The sequence below is a fragment of the Frigoribacterium sp. UYMn621 genome (assembly GCF_040549525.1).
Classification (GTDB): Bacteria; Actinomycetota; Actinomycetes; order Actinomycetales; family Microbacteriaceae; genus Lacisediminihabitans.
Window position 1 is genome coordinate 107861 of sequence record NZ_JBEPTM010000005.1, and the last position, 18462, is coordinate 126322.

Here is an 18462-nt window from a genome sequence, read left to right on the forward strand (position 1 = left end):
GCCCCTGCAGATCGTGCGTGGGCACCCGCACAATCGACGGCAGGCAATCCCTCGCACGTCGCGAGTTCTCCCGGGGGAGATATCCGGCGACTCTGTCAGTGGCCGTGCCTAAGCTGGAGGTATGGAACCGACACGTTCAGTGCGCCCGTTTGAGGTCATCAGCGAATACACGCCGAGCGGCGACCAGCCCGCGGCGATCGCCGAGCTGACGTCGCGGATCAACGCGGGCGAGACCGATATCGTGCTGCTCGGCGCCACCGGAACCGGCAAGTCCGCGACGACGGCCTGGCTCATCGAGGCCGTGCAGCGGCCCACTCTCGTGCTCGCGCACAACAAGACCCTCGCGGCGCAGCTCGCCAACGAGTTCCGCGAACTCATGCCGAACAACGCCGTCGAATACTTCGTGTCGTACTACGACTACTACCAGCCGGAGGCCTATGTGCCCCAGACCGATACCTTCATCGAGAAGGACTCCTCGGTGAACGCCGAGGTGGAGCGGCTGCGTCATTCGACCACGAACGCACTGCTCAGTCGTCGTGACGTCATCGTCGTCTCCACGGTCTCCTGCATCTACGGGCTGGGGTCGTCCGAGGAGTACCTGGAGGCCATGATGGCGCTCCAGGTCGGCATGTCGATCAACCGCGAGACGCTCATCCGCAAGTTCGTGTCGATGCAGTATCAGCGCAACGACGTCGACTTCTCGCGCGGCAACTTCCGTGTGCGCGGAGACACCATCGAGATCATCCCCATGTACGAGGAACTCGCGATCCGGATCGAGATGTTCGGCGATGAAATCGAAGGGCTATACAGCCTGCATCCCCTCACCGGAGACGTGGTGCAGAAGCTCGACGCGGTATCGGTCTTTCCCGGGTCTCACTACGTCGCCGGCCAGGAACGCATGCATGCCGCGATCAAGACCATCAAGATCGAGCTCGAGGATCGCTTGAAGCAGCTCGAGCGAGAGGGCAAGCTGCTCGAGGCGCAGCGACTGCGCATGCGCACGACCTTCGATATCGAGATGATGGAGCAGATCGGGTTCTGCAGCGGGATCGAGAACTATTCGCGCCACATCGACCAGCGCCAGCCGGGTGAAGCACCGCACTGCCTGATCGACTACTTCCCCGACGACTTCCTCGTGGTGATCGACGAATCGCACGTCACCGTTCCTCAGATCGGCGCGATGTACGAGGGGGATGCCTCGCGCAAGCGCACTCTCGTCGATCACGGTTTCCGCCTGCCGAGCGCGCTCGACAACCGCCCGCTCAAATTCAACGAGTTCCTCGACAGGGTCGGCCAGAAGGTCTACCTCTCCGCGACCCCGGGCAAGTACGAGATGGGCATCACCGACAGTGTGGTCGAGCAGATCATCCGTCCGACCGGTCTCATCGACCCGGAGATCGTGGTGAAACCCTCGAAGGGCCAGATCGACGACCTGCTCGAGGAGATCCGCAAGCGCACCGCCGCCAACGAACGCGTGCTGGTGACGACGCTCACCAAGAAGATGGCCGAAGAGCTCACCGAATTCCTCGGGGAGGCGGGCGTTCGCGTTCGCTACCTCCACTCGGATGTCGACACTCTTCGTCGGGTGGAGCTGCTCACCGAACTCCGCCAGGGCGTCTACGACGTTCTGGTGGGGATCAACCTGCTGAGAGAGGGCCTCGACCTGCCAGAGGTCTCGCTCGTGGCGATCCTCGATGCGGACAAGGAGGGCTTCCTGCGGTCGTCGACCTCACTGATCCAGACGATCGGTCGCGCCGCACGAAACGTCTCCGGGGCCGTGCACATGTACGCCGACGTGATGACCGACTCGATGAAGCTCGCGATCTCCGAGACGACGCGGCGACGCGAACTCCAGGTCGCCTACAACCTCGAGCGGGGCGTCGATCCGCAGCCGCTGCGCAAGAAGATCGCCGACATCACCGAGTCGCTCAACCGCGAGGGCGCGGACACGGCGGAGCTGCTCTCCAGCCGGGACGGGCGCAAGCGATCTCCGACGCCGAACCTCAAGCGTCACGGTGGCCTCGCGGCCAGCGGGGCGAACGATCTCGAGTCGATCATCCGTGACCTCAACGACCAGATGCTCCAGGCCGCGGGCGAGCTCAAGTTCGAACTCGCCGGACGGCTGCGCGACGAGGTCTCCGACCTCAAGAAGGAACTTCGTCAGATGGAAGCGGCCGGACACATCTCCTGAATTCACGAGACGCGGCCCGTATCAGCGCGCGCTCTCCTGCCTCCTAGTCGGTGATGAGGTCGCCCCCGTGGCCTCGGGAGAGCGGATGTCGTGTCGTCTGGGAATGCACGAGGGCTCGGATTCTGGATTCGGCGGTACCTTCCGAGCGAGATCGTGGGCACCGCGACAGCCCTGGCTGCCGCCGCGATCTCCTACCGACTGAGTGGCTCGCTCTTCGTCGCGGCGATCGCGGGCACCATCGGCGAGAACCTCGGGTTTTACGGGGTCGCCGGTGCCCGCAACTTCGCCGAGCTGTGGCGCCGTTCGCGGGGGGATCCCGGCGCGCGACGGCGATCGGTGATCGCCCGCACCGCCTGGCTCTCGGCGGTCGAATTCGGTCCGGCCGAGCTGATCGACACGCTTGCCGTCCGCCCGCTGCTGCTCTGGCTCGCTCCGCTGCTCCTCGGACTTCCCGCAGCGGGGTGGATCGCTGGAAAGATCGGTGCCGACCTCGTCTTCTACGGCATTGCGGGGTTCGGCTATGTGCTCGGTCGACGCTGGGATGACGCCAGGAGGCAGGCCGGGACACCGCCGGTCGACGATATGGTCCTCAGCCCGCAGATCAGGGCCAAACGCATCGACGCAATCCGCCGCTCGCTCTCGGGAATCGATCTCGACGCCCTGGTGACGACCCACGGCAGCCCGCTCATGCTGCTCGATCTGGGCACCGTGGCTTCACAATACGGCCGCCTCTGCGCCGCACTTCCCTTCGTCCACTGGCACTACGCGGTGAAGGCGCTGTCTCATCCGGAGGTCATCGAGACCATTGCTTCGCTCGGCGGATCATTCGACGTGGCGAGCGACGGGGAGATCGATCTGGTGGCCGGCCAGAATGTGACCCCGGACCGAATCATCCACACCCAGCCGATCAAGTCCGCGACCGAGATCACCCGCGCCTACGTCCTCGGCATCCGCACCTTCGTGATCGACAGTCCGGGCGAGCTGGCGAAGTTTCACAACGTGCCGGCGAACGTGTCCCTCCTCATCCGTCTGGCCTATCGCAACCCTGACGCGAAGAGCGACCTCTCCAGCAAGTTCGGGGTGTCGCCCGTCGAGGCCGAGGTATTGCTGTCCCAGGCGATCGCACAGGGCAGTCACATCGCCGGATTCAGCTTCCACGTCGGCAGCCAGCTCGACAGCGTCGACGCGTTCGTGCGGGCGACCACGGCGACGCTCGAGCTGATGGACCGGCTCGAAGAGAACTGGAACGTGGAGTTCACGACGCTCGACATCGGTGGCGGGTTCCCGGTCGGCTATCGGACCGAGGTCGCGAGCATCGAGCAGATAGCCGGTGCCCTGCGTCCGCTGCTCGAGCCCCGATCCCCGCGACTCAACATCATCGCCGAACCCGGGCGCATCCTCGTCGCCGACGCCGCCACGCTGGTGAGCCGGGTCAATGGCGTGCGAGACCGGGACGGTGAGGCCTGGTGTTTCATCGACGACGGGGTCTACGGGAGCTATTCCAATGTGGTGTCCGAGGCGGTGAACCCGGTGATCCTCTCCCGCGCGGAACTCGACGGCGAGGAATCCGCGCTCGTCCCGACTACCGTGGGCGGTCCCACCTGCGACAGCGCGGATGTCGTGGCGCGCCGTTACCCCCTGCCCCCGTTGCGCGAGGGCGATCTGCTGCTCAGCCCCACGATGGGCGCGTATACCTCTGTGACCGCAACGACCTTCAACGGTCGCCGCGCGGCCAAGGTCGTCGTCCTGGAGCGAGCCGTGGCCGTCCAGCGTGCGGATGCCTTACGCCTGAGTACGCACTGAGCGAACCCCGAGGTTCAATGTCGGTGGCCTGCATAGAATCTATAGAGTGTCTATTTCCCGCGTCGAGTCCGGTTCGAAGCTCTCCGTCCACGGTGCACGAGTGCACAATCTCAAGGGTGTCGACCTCGAGATTCCGCGTGATTCACTCGTCGTATTCACCGGGCTCTCGGGTTCGGGCAAGTCTTCCCTCGCCTTCGACACGATCTTCGCGGAAGGGCAGCGCCGCTATGTGGAGTCTCTGTCGGCGTACGCCCGCCAGTTCCTCGGGCAGGTGGACCGGCCCGACGTCGACTTCATCGACGGGCTGAGTCCCGCCGTCTCGATCGACCAAAAGTCGACAAACCGCAACCCGCGGTCCACCGTCGGAACGATCACCGAGATCTACGATTACATGCGCCTTCTCTGGGCCCGAATCGGTGTGCCTCATTGCGCGGTCTGCGGCGAGAAAATCGAGCGACAGACGGTGCAGCAGATCGCCGACCAGCTCATGACTCTCGAAACCGGCGTGCGGTACCAGATCGTGAGCCCGGTCATCTCCCAGAAGAAGGGGGAGTTCGTCGACCTCTTCAAGGAACTGGCCGCGAGCGGATACTCCCGCGCGATCGTCGACGGTGAGCAGGTGCAGCTGAGCGACCCCCCGATCTTGAAGAAGCAGTACAAGCACGACATCTCCGTGGTCGTGGACCGCCTCGTCGCCGCCGACGACATCCTCACCCGCCTCACCGATTCACTCGAGACCGCCCTGCGGCTCACCGACGGGCTCGTCAGTGTGAACTACGTCGATGCCACCGGCCCGGACGCCTGGCGCAACTTCAGCGAGAAGCTCTCGTGCCCCAACGGTCACCCCGTTCAGCTCACCGAGATCGAGCCACGCACCTTCTCGTTCAATGCGCCGTTCGGTGCCTGCCCGGAGTGCTCCGGGCTCGGCACCAAGATGTCGGTCGACTCCGAACTGCTGCTCGGAGACCCCGCCTTGAGTCTCGCCGACGGTGTGATCCTCCCGTGGACCCAATCGGGAAAGGGCCTCTTCAACTACTTCCAGCGCCTGCTCGAGGGCCTCGCCGCCGACCTCGACTTCTCACTCAAGACTCCGTGGCGCGATCTCGACGCCGACATCCAGAGCGCAATCCTCAAGGGCAACGACTTCCAGGTCACGGTGAAGTGGAAGAACCGCTTCGGGCGTGAGATGAAGTATTCGACCGGCTTCGAAGGCGTCATGCCCTACATCGAGCGCAAGTTCCTCGAAGCGGAGACCGACTCGGCCCGCCAGCGTTACTCTGCCTACCTCCGGGAGATCAACTGCCCGGTGTGCGACGGCAAGCGTCTGAAGCCCGAGGTTCTCGCGGTGACCGTGCACGACTTCAACATCGCGGATGTCGCGGAGCTCAGCCTGCTCGACGCGTTCGACTTCATGCAGCGCCTCGAACTCTCCGCTCGGGATGCCAAGATCGCAGCCCAGGTGCTGCGCGAGATCCGGCTTCGGCTCGAATTCCTCATCGAGGTGGGGCTGAGCTACCTCAACCTCGCCCGTTCTGCAGGATCCCTCTCCGGTGGCGAGGCCCAGCGCATCCGCCTCGCGACCCAGATCGGATCGGGTCTCACCGGAGTTCTGTATGTGCTCGACGAGCCGAGCATCGGCCTGCACCAGCGAGACAATCGCCGGCTGATCGAGACCCTCGTGAAGCTCAAGAATCTCGGCAACACCCTCATCGTTGTCGAACATGACGAAGACACGATCCGCACCGCGGACTGGATCGTCGACATCGGCCCAGGAGCGGGCGAACACGGGGGAGAGGTCGTGCACTCCGGCTCCTACGAGGCTCTCCTCGCCAATACGGGATCGATGACCGGTGACTACCTCTCCGGGCGCCGCTCCATCGCCACTCCCACGTCGCGGCGTCCGATCGACAAGAAGCGCATGCTCACGGTCGAGGGTGCACGCGCCAACAACCTGCGGAATGTCACAGCGGAGTTCCCGCTCGGTACCTTCACCGCGGTCACGGGGGTCAGCGGATCGGGCAAGTCGAGCCTGATCAACGACATCCTCTACAAGGTGCTCGCGAACGAGCTCAACGGCGCGCGGCAGATCCCCGGAAAGCACACCCGGGTCACCGGCCTCGACAACCTCGACAAGGTCGTTCACGTCGACCAGGCCCCGATCGGGCGCACCCCGCGGTCGAACCCGGCCACCTACACGGGCGTCTTCGACAAGATCCGCACCCTGTTCAGCGAGACCCAGGACGCCAAAGCCCGCGGCTACCTTCCCGGTCGTTTCAGCTTCAATGTCAAGGGCGGCCGTTGCGAGAACTGCTCCGGTGACGGCACGATCAAGATCGAGATGAACTTCCTTCCCGATGTCTACGTGGTCTGTGAGGTCTGCAATGGGGCCCGCTACAACCGCGAGACCCTCGCGGTGCACTACAAGGGCAAGAGCATCGCCGAGGTGCTCGACATGCCGATCAGCGAGGCCGCGGACTTCTTCGAGGCCATTTCATCGATCAGCCGGTTCCTCAAGACGCTCGTCGACGTCGGACTGGGCTATGTGCGTCTCGGCCAGAGCGCCACGACCCTCTCCGGGGGCGAGGCACAGCGGGTGAAACTCGCCACCGAGCTGCAGAAGCGATCGATGGGTCGCAGCATCTACGTGCTCGACGAGCCGACGACCGGCCTGCACTTCGAAGACGTTCGCAAGCTCCTTCTCGTGCTCAACGGCCTCGTCGACAAGGGCAACACGGTGATCGTGATCGAGCACAACCTCGACGTGATCAAGTCCGCGGACTGGCTCATCGACCTCGGGCCAGAGGGTGGCGCGGGGGGAGGGCAGATCCTCGCGGTCGGAACGCCGGAGCATCTCGCCACGGTCGAAGCGAGCTTCACCGGAACGTTCCTCAGGGAGATCCTTCCGGTGGCTCCGGAGCCGGTGCGTCGCAAGAAGTCCCCGTCCCGCGCCAAAGCCCTCGCAACGACGTAGCAGCCCGCCGTGTCCGACACCGTCGTATGGCGCCCGAAGGCGGGCGAGATCCCTCAGCAGCCGGGGGTCTATCGCTTCCGTGACGCCGCCCAGCGGGTGCTCTACGTCGGCAAGGCGAAGAATCTCCGCGCTCGACTGAGCAACTACTTCGCGCCCCTGGCGAGCCTGCACGAGCGCACCCGGCGCATGGTGCTGAGCGCGGCATCCGTCGAGTGGACCGTCGTCGGCACCGAGTTCGAGGCGCTGCAGCTCGAGTTCACCTGGATCAAGGAATTCGATCCGCCCTTCAACGTGCAGTTTCGCGACGACAAGTCCTATCCGTATCTGGCGATCACGCTCGGCGAGGATGTGCCGCGGGTACTGGTCACCCGCAACCGAAACCTCAAGGGTGCCCGGTACTTCGGACCGTATACGAAGGTGTGGGCGATCCGCGAGACCGTGGACCTCATGCTCAAGGCCTTCCCCATGCGCAGCTGTTCGGAATCCACCTATAAGCGAGCCGAGCAGACCGGACGTCCCTGCCTGCTCGGTGACATCGGCAAGTGCGCCGCGCCGTGCGTCGCTCGCGTGTCGAAGGAGGAGCACAAGTCCATCGCCCTGGACTTCGCCTCATTCATGGCCGGCAACGATTCGAAGTTCGTCGGCGAGGTCTCTCGAAAGATGAAGGCCGCAGCGGCAGTGCAGGATTACGAGTCGGCAGCCAAGTTCCGCGACCAGCTCGGTGCACTGGAGACCGCCCTCTCGAAGAACACCGTCGTGCTGTCTGAAGATGTGGATGCCGATATCTTCGGGATCGCGCACGATGAGCTCGCCGCCGCGGTGCAGCAGTTCACGGTGCGGGGAGGCCGTATCCGAGGTGTGCGCAGTTGGGTCGTGGACAAGGAGCTGGATCTCGAGCTGGACGAACTCGTCGAGACCGTCGTGCACAACGCCTACGACGAACTGGATCCGCCGCGGCTCGTCGTCGTGCCGGAATTGCCGGATGATGTGACAGAGCTCGAGACCTGGCTCACCGGACTGCGGTCGGAACGGGGTGTCGGCAGTGGCAAGGTGGTCATTCGTGTCGCCCAGCGCGGCGAGCTCGCCGCACTCGCCCTCACCGTCGCCACCAACGCCCGCAACGCCCTGATCCTCTACAAGACGCGTCGGAGTGGCGACTTCGTGGCCCGGTCGCAGGCCCTTGCCGACATCCAGCAGGCGCTGGGGATGAACGACGCGCCGCTGCGCATGGAATGCTACGACGTCTCCCATTTGAGCGGCACCAACATCGTCGCCTCCATGGTCGTGTTCGAAGACGGGCTGCCGCGCAAGGACCAGTACCGCCGCTTCAGCATCCCGGAGTCCACCGACGACACGGAATCGATCTACCAGACCCTGTCCCGTCGGCTCGCGCACCTGGACGACGATCCGGCGGCCGCGGTGGCGGAGGCCCTGAGTCAGGCCGAGAGCGGAGTGAGCGCAGAGGCCGGCACAAACCCGGCGCGTCCGCGTTTCGCCTACCGCCCGAACCTGCTCATCGTGGATGGCGGGCAACCGCAGGTCGCCGCCGCCGCCCGCGCCCTCGAGGACGCGGGGATCAGCGGAATCGCGCTCTGCGGCATCGCCAAGAGGCTCGAGGAGATCTGGCTGCCGGGCAGCGATTATCCGGTGATCCTGCCGCGCAATAGCGACGCCCTCTTCCTGATCCAGCGGATCCGTGATGAGGCACACCGCTTCGCGATCACCTACCAGCGTCAGCGGCGCAAGCGCGATGTCGGCTCGGTGCTGTCCGAGATCCCCGGGCTCGGCCCGGCCAGGGTCAAGGAACTCCTGCGACACTTCGGTTCCGTGACCCAGCTTCGCGCCGCCCAGCCCGAGGCCATCTCCGAGGTCAAGGGGGTCGGGATGGTGATCGCCCAGACGATCTTCGAAAAACTCCGGGAGTGAGTTGGTCGGTAGGCTTGACCCTCAGGCAACCGCACAGGAGTGAATGCGTGACCACGCGATGACCGGAGACAGCTACCGCCAAGCCGAGCAGCACCAGGAGGTGCTCATCGTCACCGGCATGTCCGGTGCCGGCCGCTCGACAGTGGGGAATGCGCTCGAGGACCTCGGCTGGTACGTCGTGGACAATCTGCCACCACAGATGTTGCGTCCGCTGGTCGAACTCGCGGGAAAGGCCGGCAACAATCTCCCGAAGGTCGCCGCTATCGTCGACGTGCGCGGAGGCAAGCTCTTCGCCGACCTCGAAGAGACCGTCGAATCACTTCGCGAGGCGACTGCCGTTCGAGTGCTGTTCCTCGAGGCGACGGATGCCGCGCTCGTGCGTCGCTTCGAGCAGGTGCGCCGTCCGCACCCGCTGCAGGGTGATGGCACTCTGCTCGACGGAATCGGTGCGGAGCGCCAACTGATGCTCGGCCTCCGCGAGTCGAGCGACATCATCGTCGACACCTCCGATCTCAACATCCACCAGCTCGCGACCAAGATCTCTGACACGTTCTCGAGCGCCGACACTCCGGGGCTTCAGCTGACCGTGCTGAGCTTCGGTTACAAGTACGGGCTGCCGACAGACGCCGATCTCGTGGCCGACATGCGGTTTCTGCCGAACCCGTTCTGGGTGCCGGCCCTTCGCGCTCTCAGCGGGCTCGATGCCCAGGTGAGCGACTATGTGCTCTCCCAGGAGGGCGCGCAGGAATTCATCGAGCAGTACGTGCTCGCGCTCGCCCCGGTGCTCGCCGGCTATCAGCGCGAGAACAAGAGACACGCTACGATCGCCATTGGATGCACGGGGGGAAAGCACCGGTCGGTGGCCGTCGTTCAGCGCCTTGCCGCGCTGCTGCGTGAACAACCGGGAGTGGCCGTCAGCATCAAGCATCGCGACCTCGGACGCGAATAGCCCTCGGGCGCGAGCTCGCATCACGACTTCGATGGCTCCGGACCCGGCTGAATCCCGCGGGAACCGAACACGCCATCCTCGAATAACGGAAAGCAAAGGAAATCGGATTGGCTCTCACCGCCGACGTTAAAGACGAACTCGCCCGCATCGAGGTCAGCAAGACCACGGTTCGCGCCGCTGAACTGGCGACCATCCTGCGGTTCTCCGGAGGGCTGCACCTGATCTCGGGTCGCATCGCGGTCGAGTCGGAACTCGACACAGCCCAGCTCGCCCGACGCGTGCGGAAGGACCTCGCCGAGCTCTACGGCGTGAAGAGTGAGATCTCTGTGATCTCCGCTTCCGGACTGCGCCGCACCAGTCACTATCTCGTGCGCGTGCTCGACGGGGGAGAGACACTGGCGCGCCAGACCGGACTGCTGGATGCCCGTCGCAGGCCGATCCGCGGTCTTCCCAATAAACTCACCACCGGCAGTCGTGAAGAGCTCGCCGCCGTCTGGCGCGGCGCGTTCCTCGCGCATGGATCACTCACCGATCCGGGTCGCTCGGCGGCCCTCGAGATCACCTGCCCGGGGAACGAGTCCGCGATGGCTCTCGTCGGCGCCGCGGGGCGGCTGAAGATCGCGGCGAAGGCGCGCGAGGTGCGCGGGGTGCATCGGGTGGTCATCCGCGACGGAGAGGCCATCAGCGCGATGCTCGTGCACATGGGCGCGCATTCGACAGTGCTCAACTGGGAGGAGTTGCGTCAGCGCCGTGAGGTGCGCGCGACAGCCAACCGTCTCGTGAACTTCGACGATGCGAATCTGCGCCGATCCGCCCAGGCTGCGGTTGCGGCCTGCGCGCGCGTGGAGCGTGCACTGGAGATCCTCGACGGCAACGTGCCTGAGCACCTGCGGTACGCGGGCGACCTCCGGTTGAGGTTCCGTGACTCCAGTCTCGACGAGCTCGGACACCACGCGGATCCGCCGATGACGAAGGATGCAGTGGCCGGGCGCATCCGTCGCCTCCTCGCCATGGCCGACAAGCGTGCCGTCGATCTGGGGATCCCCGGCACCGACGCGAACCTGCCCCCCGACTACGAAGACGCGTGAGCGGCCGGCGCGGCCATCTCCTGAACAGGTTCTGAACGCGACCTGACCGGGAGGCACGCATCCGATGGGTGCCTCCGCCGTGCCGGGTAGACTGAAAACAGACCCGGATCGCCGCGAATCTCAAGCGCCGACGGGACTAAGAAAAGGAGATCACACTATGGCCGATTACACTCTGCCCGAACTGGGATACGACTACGGAGCACTCGCTCCGAGCATCAGCGGCGCCATCATGGAGCTGCACCACTCCAAGCATCACCAGGCCTACGTGACCGGGGCCAACGCCGCCGTCGCGGCTCTCGCGGCCGCCCGCGACTCCGGTGACCTCGCCAACGTCAACAAGCTCGAGAAGGACCTCGCGTTCAACCTCGGCGGACACGTGAACCACTCCATCTTCTGGACCAACCTCTCTCCGGACGGCGGCGACAAGCCGGTCGGGGAGCTCGCGTCTGCGATCGACGACAACTTCGGATCGTTCGACAAGTTCACGGCACACTTCACCGCCGCCGCACTCGGTGTGCAGGGCTCCGGCTGGGCGGCCCTCGTCTGGGACTCGATCGGCGAGAAGCTCCTCATCAGCCAGTTCTTCGACCAGCAGTCGAATTTCGCCGCGGGCACCGTTCCGGTTCTCATGCTGGATGTCTGGGAGCACGCCTACTACCTCGACTACAAGAACGTGCGGGCGGACTACGTCAAGGCCTTCTGGAACATCGCCAACTGGGCGAACGTGCAGCAGCGTTTCGATGTTGCTCGCGAAAAGACGAACGGCCTGCTGGTACTGTCATAGCAAATCTGGCTCGTCCAGCAATCAGCGTGGTGTGGCCGGTCATCCCGGCCGCACCGCTGATCCCACCCGTAGTGCACAACACCCCCAACAAAGTCGCGGTCACCGCGCCTCAGCAACAGGAGTTCTCTTGACTGTCAAGATCGGTATCAACGGCTTCGGCCGCATTGGTCGCAACTACCTCCGCGCGGCTCTCGCGCAGGGTGCAGACCTCGAGGTCGTCGCCGTCAACGACCTCACCGACCCCAAGTCGCTCGCGCACCTTCTCAAGTACGACTCCGTCGCCGGCCGCCTGTCGGAGGACGTCTCGGTCGATGGCGAGTTCATCGTCGTCGGAGGCAAGCGGATCAAGGTTCTCGCCGAGCGCGACCCCGCCAACCTGGGCTGGGGCGACCTCGGAGTCGACATCGTCATCGAGTCGACCGGTCGCTTCACGAACGCGAAGGACGCAGCAAAGCACATCGAGGCCGGTGCGAAGAAGGTCATCATCTCCGCGCCCGCGACCGACGACGACGGCACCTTCGTGATGGGTGTCAACGAGCACCTCTACGATGCCGCGACCCAGCACATCCTGTCCAACGCGTCGTGCACCACGAACTGCCTTGCGCCCCTGGCCAAGGTCTTCATGGAGGCCTTCGGCATCGAGCGTGGCCTCATGACCACCGTGCACGCCTACACGGCCGACCAGAACCTGCAGGATGGCCCGCACAGCGACCTTCGTCGTGCCCGTGCCGCGGCCCTCAACATCATCCCAACCTCGACCGGTGCCGCAAAGGCCCTCGGCCTTGTCGTGCCGGAACTCATCGGCAAGCTCGATGGCTACGCGCTCCGCGTGCCAGTGCCCACCGGTTCCATCACGGACCTCACTGTCGAAGCCGGACGCAACGTCACCGTCGCCGAGGTCAACGCGGCGTACAAGGCTGCGTCCGAGAGCGGTGCGCTCAAGGGATTCCTCAGCTACACCGAAGACCCGATCGTCTCCAGCGACATCCAGGGCGACCCTCACTCCTGCATCTTCGACGCCGGACTCACCAAGGTGATCGGCAACCAGGTGAAGATCGCCGGCTGGTACGACAACGAGTGGGGCTACTCGAACCGCCTCGTCGACTTCACCGAGTACGTCGCAGAGCGCCTGTAAGGCCGACGGATGACGCTCCGCACGATCGATTCACTCGGTTCGCTTGCGGGCAGGACGGTCATCGTCCGTTGTGATCTGAACGTGCCCCTCAAGGGCACCCAGATCACGGACGATGGCCGTATCCGTGCCTCGCTGCCCACACTGAACCTGCTCATCCACGCCGGTGCTCGAGTGGTCGTGGTGTCCCATCTGGGGCGTCCCGAGGGGGCACCGGACGCGAAGTACAGTCTCGCTCCGGTGGGCCAGCGGCTCAGTGAACTTCTCGGCAAGCCCGTCACCTTCGCGTCGGATACCGTCGGAAGTTCCGCAGCGGAGGCCGTCGCGGGCCTGGTCGACGGCGACGTCGCGCTTCTCGAGAACCTGCGTTTCAACGCGGGGGAGACGGCCAAAAGCGCAGAAGACCGCCGCGAGTTCGCAAGCAAACTCGCTGCTTTCGGCGACGCCTTCGTGTCCGACGGATTCGGAGTCGTCCACCGCAAGCAGGCGAGTGTCTACGAACTCGCCGAACTCCTTCCCAGCGCCGCTGGGACCCTGATCGCCAGCGAACTCGACGTGCTCGATCGCCTCACCGAGAACCCGAGCAAGCCCTATGCCGTGGTGCTCGGCGGCTCCAAGGTGTCCGACAAGCTCGGTGTCATCGCGCATCTGCTCCCGAGGGTCGACTCCCTCCTCATCGGTGGAGGCATGCTCTTCGCCTTCCTCGCCGCCCAGGGGCACAAGGTCGGCGCGAGTCTGCTCGAGATCGACCAGTTGGAGGTCGTGCAGGGCTACCTGGCGAGGGCCGAAGAACTCGGCGTCGAGATAGTGCTCCCGACGGACGTCGTTGTGGCGTCGAAGTTCGGCGCCGACGCGGAACACCAGGTGCGTCCGGCCGACGACATCGAAGGCTCGCCCTGGGCTGAGTCCGGTCTCGGTCTGGATATCGGCCCGGAGACGGCTGCGCGCTTCGCGGAGGTCATCCGCGGGTCGAAGACCGTGTTCTGGAATGGTCCGATGGGAGTCTTCGAGCTCACGCCCTTCGCCGCGGGTACCAAGACCGTCGCGCAGGCGTTGACCGAGGTGGACGGGCTGTCGGTAGTGGGCGGGGGCGACTCCGCCGCAGCGGTTCGGGCGCTCGGATTCACGGATGACCAGTTCGGTCACATCTCCACCGGCGGAGGCGCGAGCCTGGAATTCCTGGAGGGCAAGAGCCTTCCGGGCCTCGAAGTATTGGGATGGACAGCAGCATGACCACTCGCACCCCCTTCATCGCCGGCAACTGGAAGATGAACCTCGACCACTTGCAGTCCATCGCCTTCGTGCAGAAGCTCGCCTGGAGCCTCAAGGACGCCAAGCTCGACTATGGCACCGTCGAGGTCGCTATCTTCCCGCCGTTCACCGACCTGCGCTCGGTGCAGACCCTCATTTCGGCCGATAAGCTCTCCCTCAAGTTCGGGGGGCAGGATGTGTCGGCTCACGACTCCGGCGCCTACACCGGCGAGATCTCGGGAGCCTTTCTCAAGGCGCTCGATTGCGAGTACGTGATCATCGGACATTCCGAGCGACGGACGCTCCATCACGAGACAGATGAGGAGCTCGCGGCGAAGGTCGCCGCGGCGATCACCCACGGGCTTGTTCCCGTGCTGTGTGTCGGCGAGACGGCCGAAGACCTCGAGAAGCACGGGCCGAGCGCCGTGCCCGTCGCCCAGCTGCGGGCGGCGCTCGCGTCGGTGAAGACCGGGGCGAACATCGTCGTGGCGTACGAGCCGGTCTGGGCGATCGGCTCAGGGCAGGCGGCGACTCCCGCGCAGGCGGAGCAGGTCGCAGCCCAGTTGCGGGCCACTCTCGCCGAGCTGATCGGCGAGGAGGCGGCATCCGCCACTCGCATTCTCTATGGTGGTTCCGTCAAGGCATCGAACATTGCCGGCTTCATGCGGGAGCCCAATGTGGATGGCGCGCTGGTTGGCGGAGCGAGCCTCGACCTCGCAGAGTTCTCGAGTATCGCGCAGTTCCAGAAGCACGTCGGCACCTGAGCCGCCCTCGGTTCGGCGGTTTCGTCGCCGAGCGTCTCAGCAAGTTATACTGAACCGCGCCCGATAGACCTCATCGGCGCGCCCCAGAAAGGCTGTTCGTGGAAATTCTTCAGGTCATCCTGCAGGTGGTGCTCGGCATCACGAGCCTCCTGCTGACCCTCCTCATCCTGCTGCACCGCGGTCGCGGCGGCGGGTTGTCCGACATGTTCGGCGGCGGAGTGACCAGCAACCTCGGAGCATCCGGAGTCGCGGAACGAAACCTCAACCGCATCACGCTGATTCTCGCGCTGATCTGGGTCGCATCGATCATCGTGCTCGGTCTGATCACCAAGTTCGACGTAACCGGCTAGGAGACGTACCCATGGCTTCAGGTGGCAGCGCTATTCGTGGTTCCCGCGTGGGAGCCGGTCCGATGGGCGAGCAGGACCGCGGATTCCACGCCGAACGACTCCAGGTCTTCTACTGGTGTGCGAACGGTCACGAGCTGAGCCCGCACTTTCTCGCGACGATCGAGCCCGAAGAGATTCCCACCACCCTGGACTGCCCGAACTGCGGCCTTCCCGCGGGGCGCGACAAGGAGAATCCTCCGTCGGTGGTCAAGGTCGAGCCCTACAAGACCCATCTCGCCTACGTGAAAGAGCGTCGCACGGAAGAGGAAGCGGCAACGCTCCTCGACGAAGCGCTTGAACAGCTCCGCGCGCGTCGCGGTCGTCTCACCCCCCAGTAGCGCGCGCACGGAGTCCGACGGAACGAGCGGGTCGCTGAGTTTCGGCCCGCAACCCACCGGTCGATGACCGGCTGTTGCGAGGGACTCGCCTTCGTGCGCCGTTCGTCACATATCGTCGCGAGCGGGCCTCTGTGTGACCGATTTCGCCGGCTGACCCCAGCACGGATGACGACGGCGTGGTGATGCTGTTCGTCGGCGCAGAGCGGCCGACCCGTCACTACCTGTCGCGAGGGGCACCCAAAGGGACACTTTGCGACCGATGGCCTGCACACTGATGACGACCTTGTGGTGATGCTGTTCGGCGCCCCAGACCGGCCGACCCGTCAACAACTGTCGCGAGGGGCACCCAGCAGGACAGTTTGCGAAGGATGACGCCCGTGAGAGAGCGCCGGCCGCCCAGAGCGGCCGAGCCGTCAACAACTGTCGCGAGGGGCACCCAGAGCGACAATTTGCGACGGATGGCGACGGCGTGGTGATGCTGTTCGTCGGCGCAGAGCGGCCGAGCCGTCACCAACTGTCGCGAGGGGCACCCAGCAGCACAGTTTGCGACGGATGACGCCCGTCGGGAGAGCGCCGGCGACCCAGAGCGGCCGACCCGTCACTATCTGTCGCGAGGGGCACCCAGCAGGACAGCTTGCGACGGATGGCAGCCCGTCAGGAGAGCGCCGGCGGCGCAGAGCGGCCGAGCCGTCAACAACTGGCGCGAGGGGCACCCAGAGGGACAGTTTGCGACGGATGGCAGCGGCGTGGTGATGCTGTTCGGTGGCGCAGAGCGGCCTACCTGTCAACAACTGTCGCGAGGGGGCACCCAGCACGACACTTTGCGACGGATGACCTGCTCACGGATGACGACCACGCGGTCACCCTGCTCCGCGACGCAGAGCGGCCGAGCCGTCACAATCTGCCGCGAGGGGCACCCAGAGGGACAGTTTGCGACGGATGGCAGCGGCGTGGTGATGCTGTTCGGTGGCGCAGAGCGGCCGACCCGTCACTATCTGTCGCGAGGGGCACCCAGAGGGACAGTTTGCGACGGATGACGCCCCGATTGGCACGATGGACGCCGCCGCCCCGACTCCCCGCGAACACCCGCGCGCGGCGGGCGCTACGCCCCCGGCGCCAGGGCTGCCGTCAGTACTCTGCCGCGATGAGGTCTTCCGGCACTTCGGCGGCAGCCTCTCGGTCGACGAAGAAGACCGTGCGCAAGCGTCCCTCGACACCGGCGACCGGCACCTCCCAGGTGCTCGCTCCGGCGAGGGCGAGCCCGAGGGCTGAGGCCTTGTCCGGACCGGACAGCGCGAGCCAGATGCGGTCCGCGCCGTTGATCACGGGCAGGGTGAGGCTGAGACGCTCGGGCGGCGGCTTGGGGGAGTTGCGTACGGCGATGACGGAGCCTTCGGTGACACGGATGCCCGGGGCATCCGGGAACAGCGACGCGATGTGCCCGTCCGGTCCGACGCCGAGAAACAGGATGTCGAATCGCGGCGTCTCTCTGCCGTCTTCCGCGACAGCCGCGAGTTCCGCGGCATAGGACGTCGCCGCATCCTCGAGGCTGAGACCCGAATCTGATGCGGGGCACCAGTGGATGTTCTCCGGACGGAGCGCGACGTTGTCGAGAAGAGCCGCGCGCGCCTGCGTGTCGTTGCGTTCGGCATCGCCCAGGGGAAGCCAGCGCTCGTCACTCCACCAGAGCACCACCCGCGACCAGTCGATGCTGTCCCGTGCGGGAGATTCACTGATCGCCTCGAGAACCGCAATGCCGACGGTGCCGCCCGTGAGCGCGATGTTCACGCGCGGCTGCTGGTCGAGCAGATCGACCACCTTGGTGATGAAGCGAGCCGCGACGGATCCAGCGAGAGCCTTCTTGTCCGCGTGAACAAGCACGCGTCGGGCATTGCTCATGATTCCGGCACCGTGATGGATCCGGTGACCGTCGGCGCATCCAGCTCCGCAAGTCCGTGCTGGATCACCGCCCCGAAGAGATCGTCCGGGTCGAGGCGGCGCAACTCCTCGGCCAAACAGTCGCGCAGGCTGCGACGGATAAGGGAGATGTCGTGGATGGGCTGGTTGGGCTGAACGAGCGTGACGATGTTCGTGTGGGTGCGTTCGAGCTCGATCACTCCGGAGGCCCGGTGAAGCCGCACCCCCTGGATCCCGCTCGAGCCGTGAGAAGGCGTGACGAGCTCGTGACGCGCGGGCACCTCGAGCTGCATCTGCAGCCACGCCGCGAGCAGTCCGGTCGAGGGGGAGTCCGGTGCGCCGTGAACCTCAACGCCGGTGATCGGTTCGTAGGGCGGCTGGTCGAGCACGGCGGCGAGCTGCGCCCGCCAGAGCGTGAGGCGTGTCCACGAGAAGTCGGTGTCGCCCGGGCTGTAGGTGCGGGACAGGTGGTTGAGGAATCCGCGCGGGTCGCTCTGCGCTGCGGCATCCGTAATGCGACGCTGGGCGATGCGCCCCAGGGGCGACTTGGAGGCGACCTTCGGAGCCTCACCGGGCCACCAGGCCACGACGGGCGCGTCGGGAAGCAGGAGTCCCGTGACGAGACCCTCCTCGTCCGAGGCGGTGTCGCCGTAGGCCTTGAGCACGACGACCTCACTCGCTCCGGCGTCTCCGCCGACACGGATCTGGGCGTCCAGCCGAGGTGTATCCGACACCGCGGCACCGTCGGGACCCGTCGAGATGACGATGACGCGCATCGGATGCTCGCGGGATGCGTCGTTCGCGGCCTCGATCGCCTCCTCCTCGTGTCCGAGATTGGTGGAGATCACCAGGGTGAGCACGCGCCCGAGGGCGACAGCGCCGCCTTCCTCTCGGATCTTGACGAGAGTCTTCGAGATCTGGCTCGTGGTGGTGTTGGGAAGGTCGACGATCATGAACGA

14 protein-coding genes are annotated in these 18462 nt (G+C 65.5%); 12 read left to right on the forward strand and 2 right to left on the reverse strand.

What is annotated here, in order from left to right; all coding sequences use genetic code 11:
- Nucleotides 1–121: 121 nt before the first annotated feature.
- The 12 genes from uvrB to ABIB54_RS10485 all read left to right on the forward strand — a co-directional run bounded on the left by uvrB (nt 122) and on the right by ABIB54_RS10485 (nt 15586).
- Nucleotides 122–2191 (forward strand): excinuclease ABC subunit UvrB, encoded by a 2070-nt coding sequence (gene uvrB, locus ABIB54_RS10430; protein WP_354575448.1) that lies wholly within the window; start codon nt 122–124, stop codon nt 2189–2191.
- Between the two features lie 90 nt (nt 2192–2281).
- Nucleotides 2282–3994, forward strand: a complete 1713-nt coding sequence (locus ABIB54_RS10435; RefSeq protein ID WP_354575449.1) for a type III PLP-dependent enzyme — start codon at nt 2282–2284, stop codon at nt 3992–3994.
- Nucleotides 3995–4040: 46 nt separating this feature from the next.
- Nucleotides 4041–6965 (forward strand): excinuclease ABC subunit UvrA, encoded by a 2925-nt coding sequence (uvrA, locus tag ABIB54_RS10440; RefSeq protein WP_354575450.1) that lies wholly within the window; start codon nt 4041–4043, stop codon nt 6963–6965.
- Between the two features lie 9 nt (nt 6966–6974).
- The gene (uvrC, locus tag ABIB54_RS10445; protein ID WP_354575451.1) at nt 6975–8891 is read left to right on the forward strand and encodes an excinuclease ABC subunit UvrC; all 1917 of its coding nucleotides are present in this window, start codon (nt 6975–6977) and stop codon (nt 8889–8891) included.
- Nucleotides 8892–8934: 43 nt separating this feature from the next.
- The gene (gene rapZ, locus ABIB54_RS10450) at nt 8935–9840 is read left to right on the forward strand and encodes an RNase adapter RapZ (RefSeq protein ID WP_354575452.1); all 906 of its coding nucleotides are present in this window, start codon (nt 8935–8937) and stop codon (nt 9838–9840) included.
- Nucleotides 9841–9947: 107 nt separating this feature from the next.
- On the forward strand, nt 9948–10928 hold the full coding sequence (gene whiA, locus ABIB54_RS10455) for a DNA-binding protein WhiA (protein WP_185203855.1): 981 nt from the start codon (nt 9948–9950) through the stop codon (nt 10926–10928).
- A 157-nt stretch (nt 10929–11085) separates the two neighbouring features.
- Nucleotides 11086–11712, forward strand: a complete 627-nt coding sequence (locus tag ABIB54_RS10460) for a superoxide dismutase (protein ID WP_185203854.1) — start codon at nt 11086–11088, stop codon at nt 11710–11712.
- A gap of 127 nt (nt 11713–11839) precedes the next feature.
- Nucleotides 11840–12847, forward strand: a complete 1008-nt coding sequence (gene gap, locus ABIB54_RS10465; RefSeq protein WP_354575453.1) for a type I glyceraldehyde-3-phosphate dehydrogenase — start codon at nt 11840–11842, stop codon at nt 12845–12847.
- 9 nt (nt 12848–12856) lie between these two features.
- Nucleotides 12857–14077, forward strand: a complete 1221-nt coding sequence (locus ABIB54_RS10470; protein ID WP_354575454.1) for a phosphoglycerate kinase — start codon at nt 12857–12859, stop codon at nt 14075–14077.
- On the forward strand, nt 14074–14859 hold the full coding sequence (tpiA, locus tag ABIB54_RS10475) for a triose-phosphate isomerase (RefSeq protein WP_354575455.1): 786 nt from the start codon (nt 14074–14076) through the stop codon (nt 14857–14859). Before ABIB54_RS10470 ends, tpiA begins: the two co-directional genes overlap by 4 nt.
- A gap of 98 nt (nt 14860–14957) precedes the next feature.
- Nucleotides 14958–15209 (forward strand): preprotein translocase subunit SecG, encoded by a 252-nt coding sequence (secG, locus tag ABIB54_RS10480; RefSeq protein ID WP_185203850.1) that lies wholly within the window; start codon nt 14958–14960, stop codon nt 15207–15209.
- A gap of 11 nt (nt 15210–15220) precedes the next feature.
- Nucleotides 15221–15586 (forward strand): RNA polymerase-binding protein RbpA, encoded by a 366-nt coding sequence (locus ABIB54_RS10485; RefSeq protein ID WP_327056879.1) that lies wholly within the window; start codon nt 15221–15223, stop codon nt 15584–15586.
- Between the two features lie 1128 nt (nt 15587–16714).
- On the opposite strand, the gene pgl is transcribed toward ABIB54_RS10485, so the two are convergent.
- The gene (gene pgl, locus ABIB54_RS10490; RefSeq protein WP_354575456.1) at nt 16715–17485 is read right to left on the reverse strand and encodes a 6-phosphogluconolactonase; all 771 of its coding nucleotides are present in this window, start codon (nt 17483–17485) and stop codon (nt 16715–16717) included.
- A complete protein-coding gene (locus tag ABIB54_RS10495) occupies nt 17482–18456 on the reverse strand; it encodes a glucose-6-phosphate dehydrogenase assembly protein OpcA (RefSeq protein ID WP_354575457.1) in 975 nt (324 codons plus the stop codon). Before ABIB54_RS10495 ends, pgl begins: the two co-directional genes overlap by 4 nt.
- Between the last annotated feature and the right edge of the window lie 6 nt (nt 18457–18462).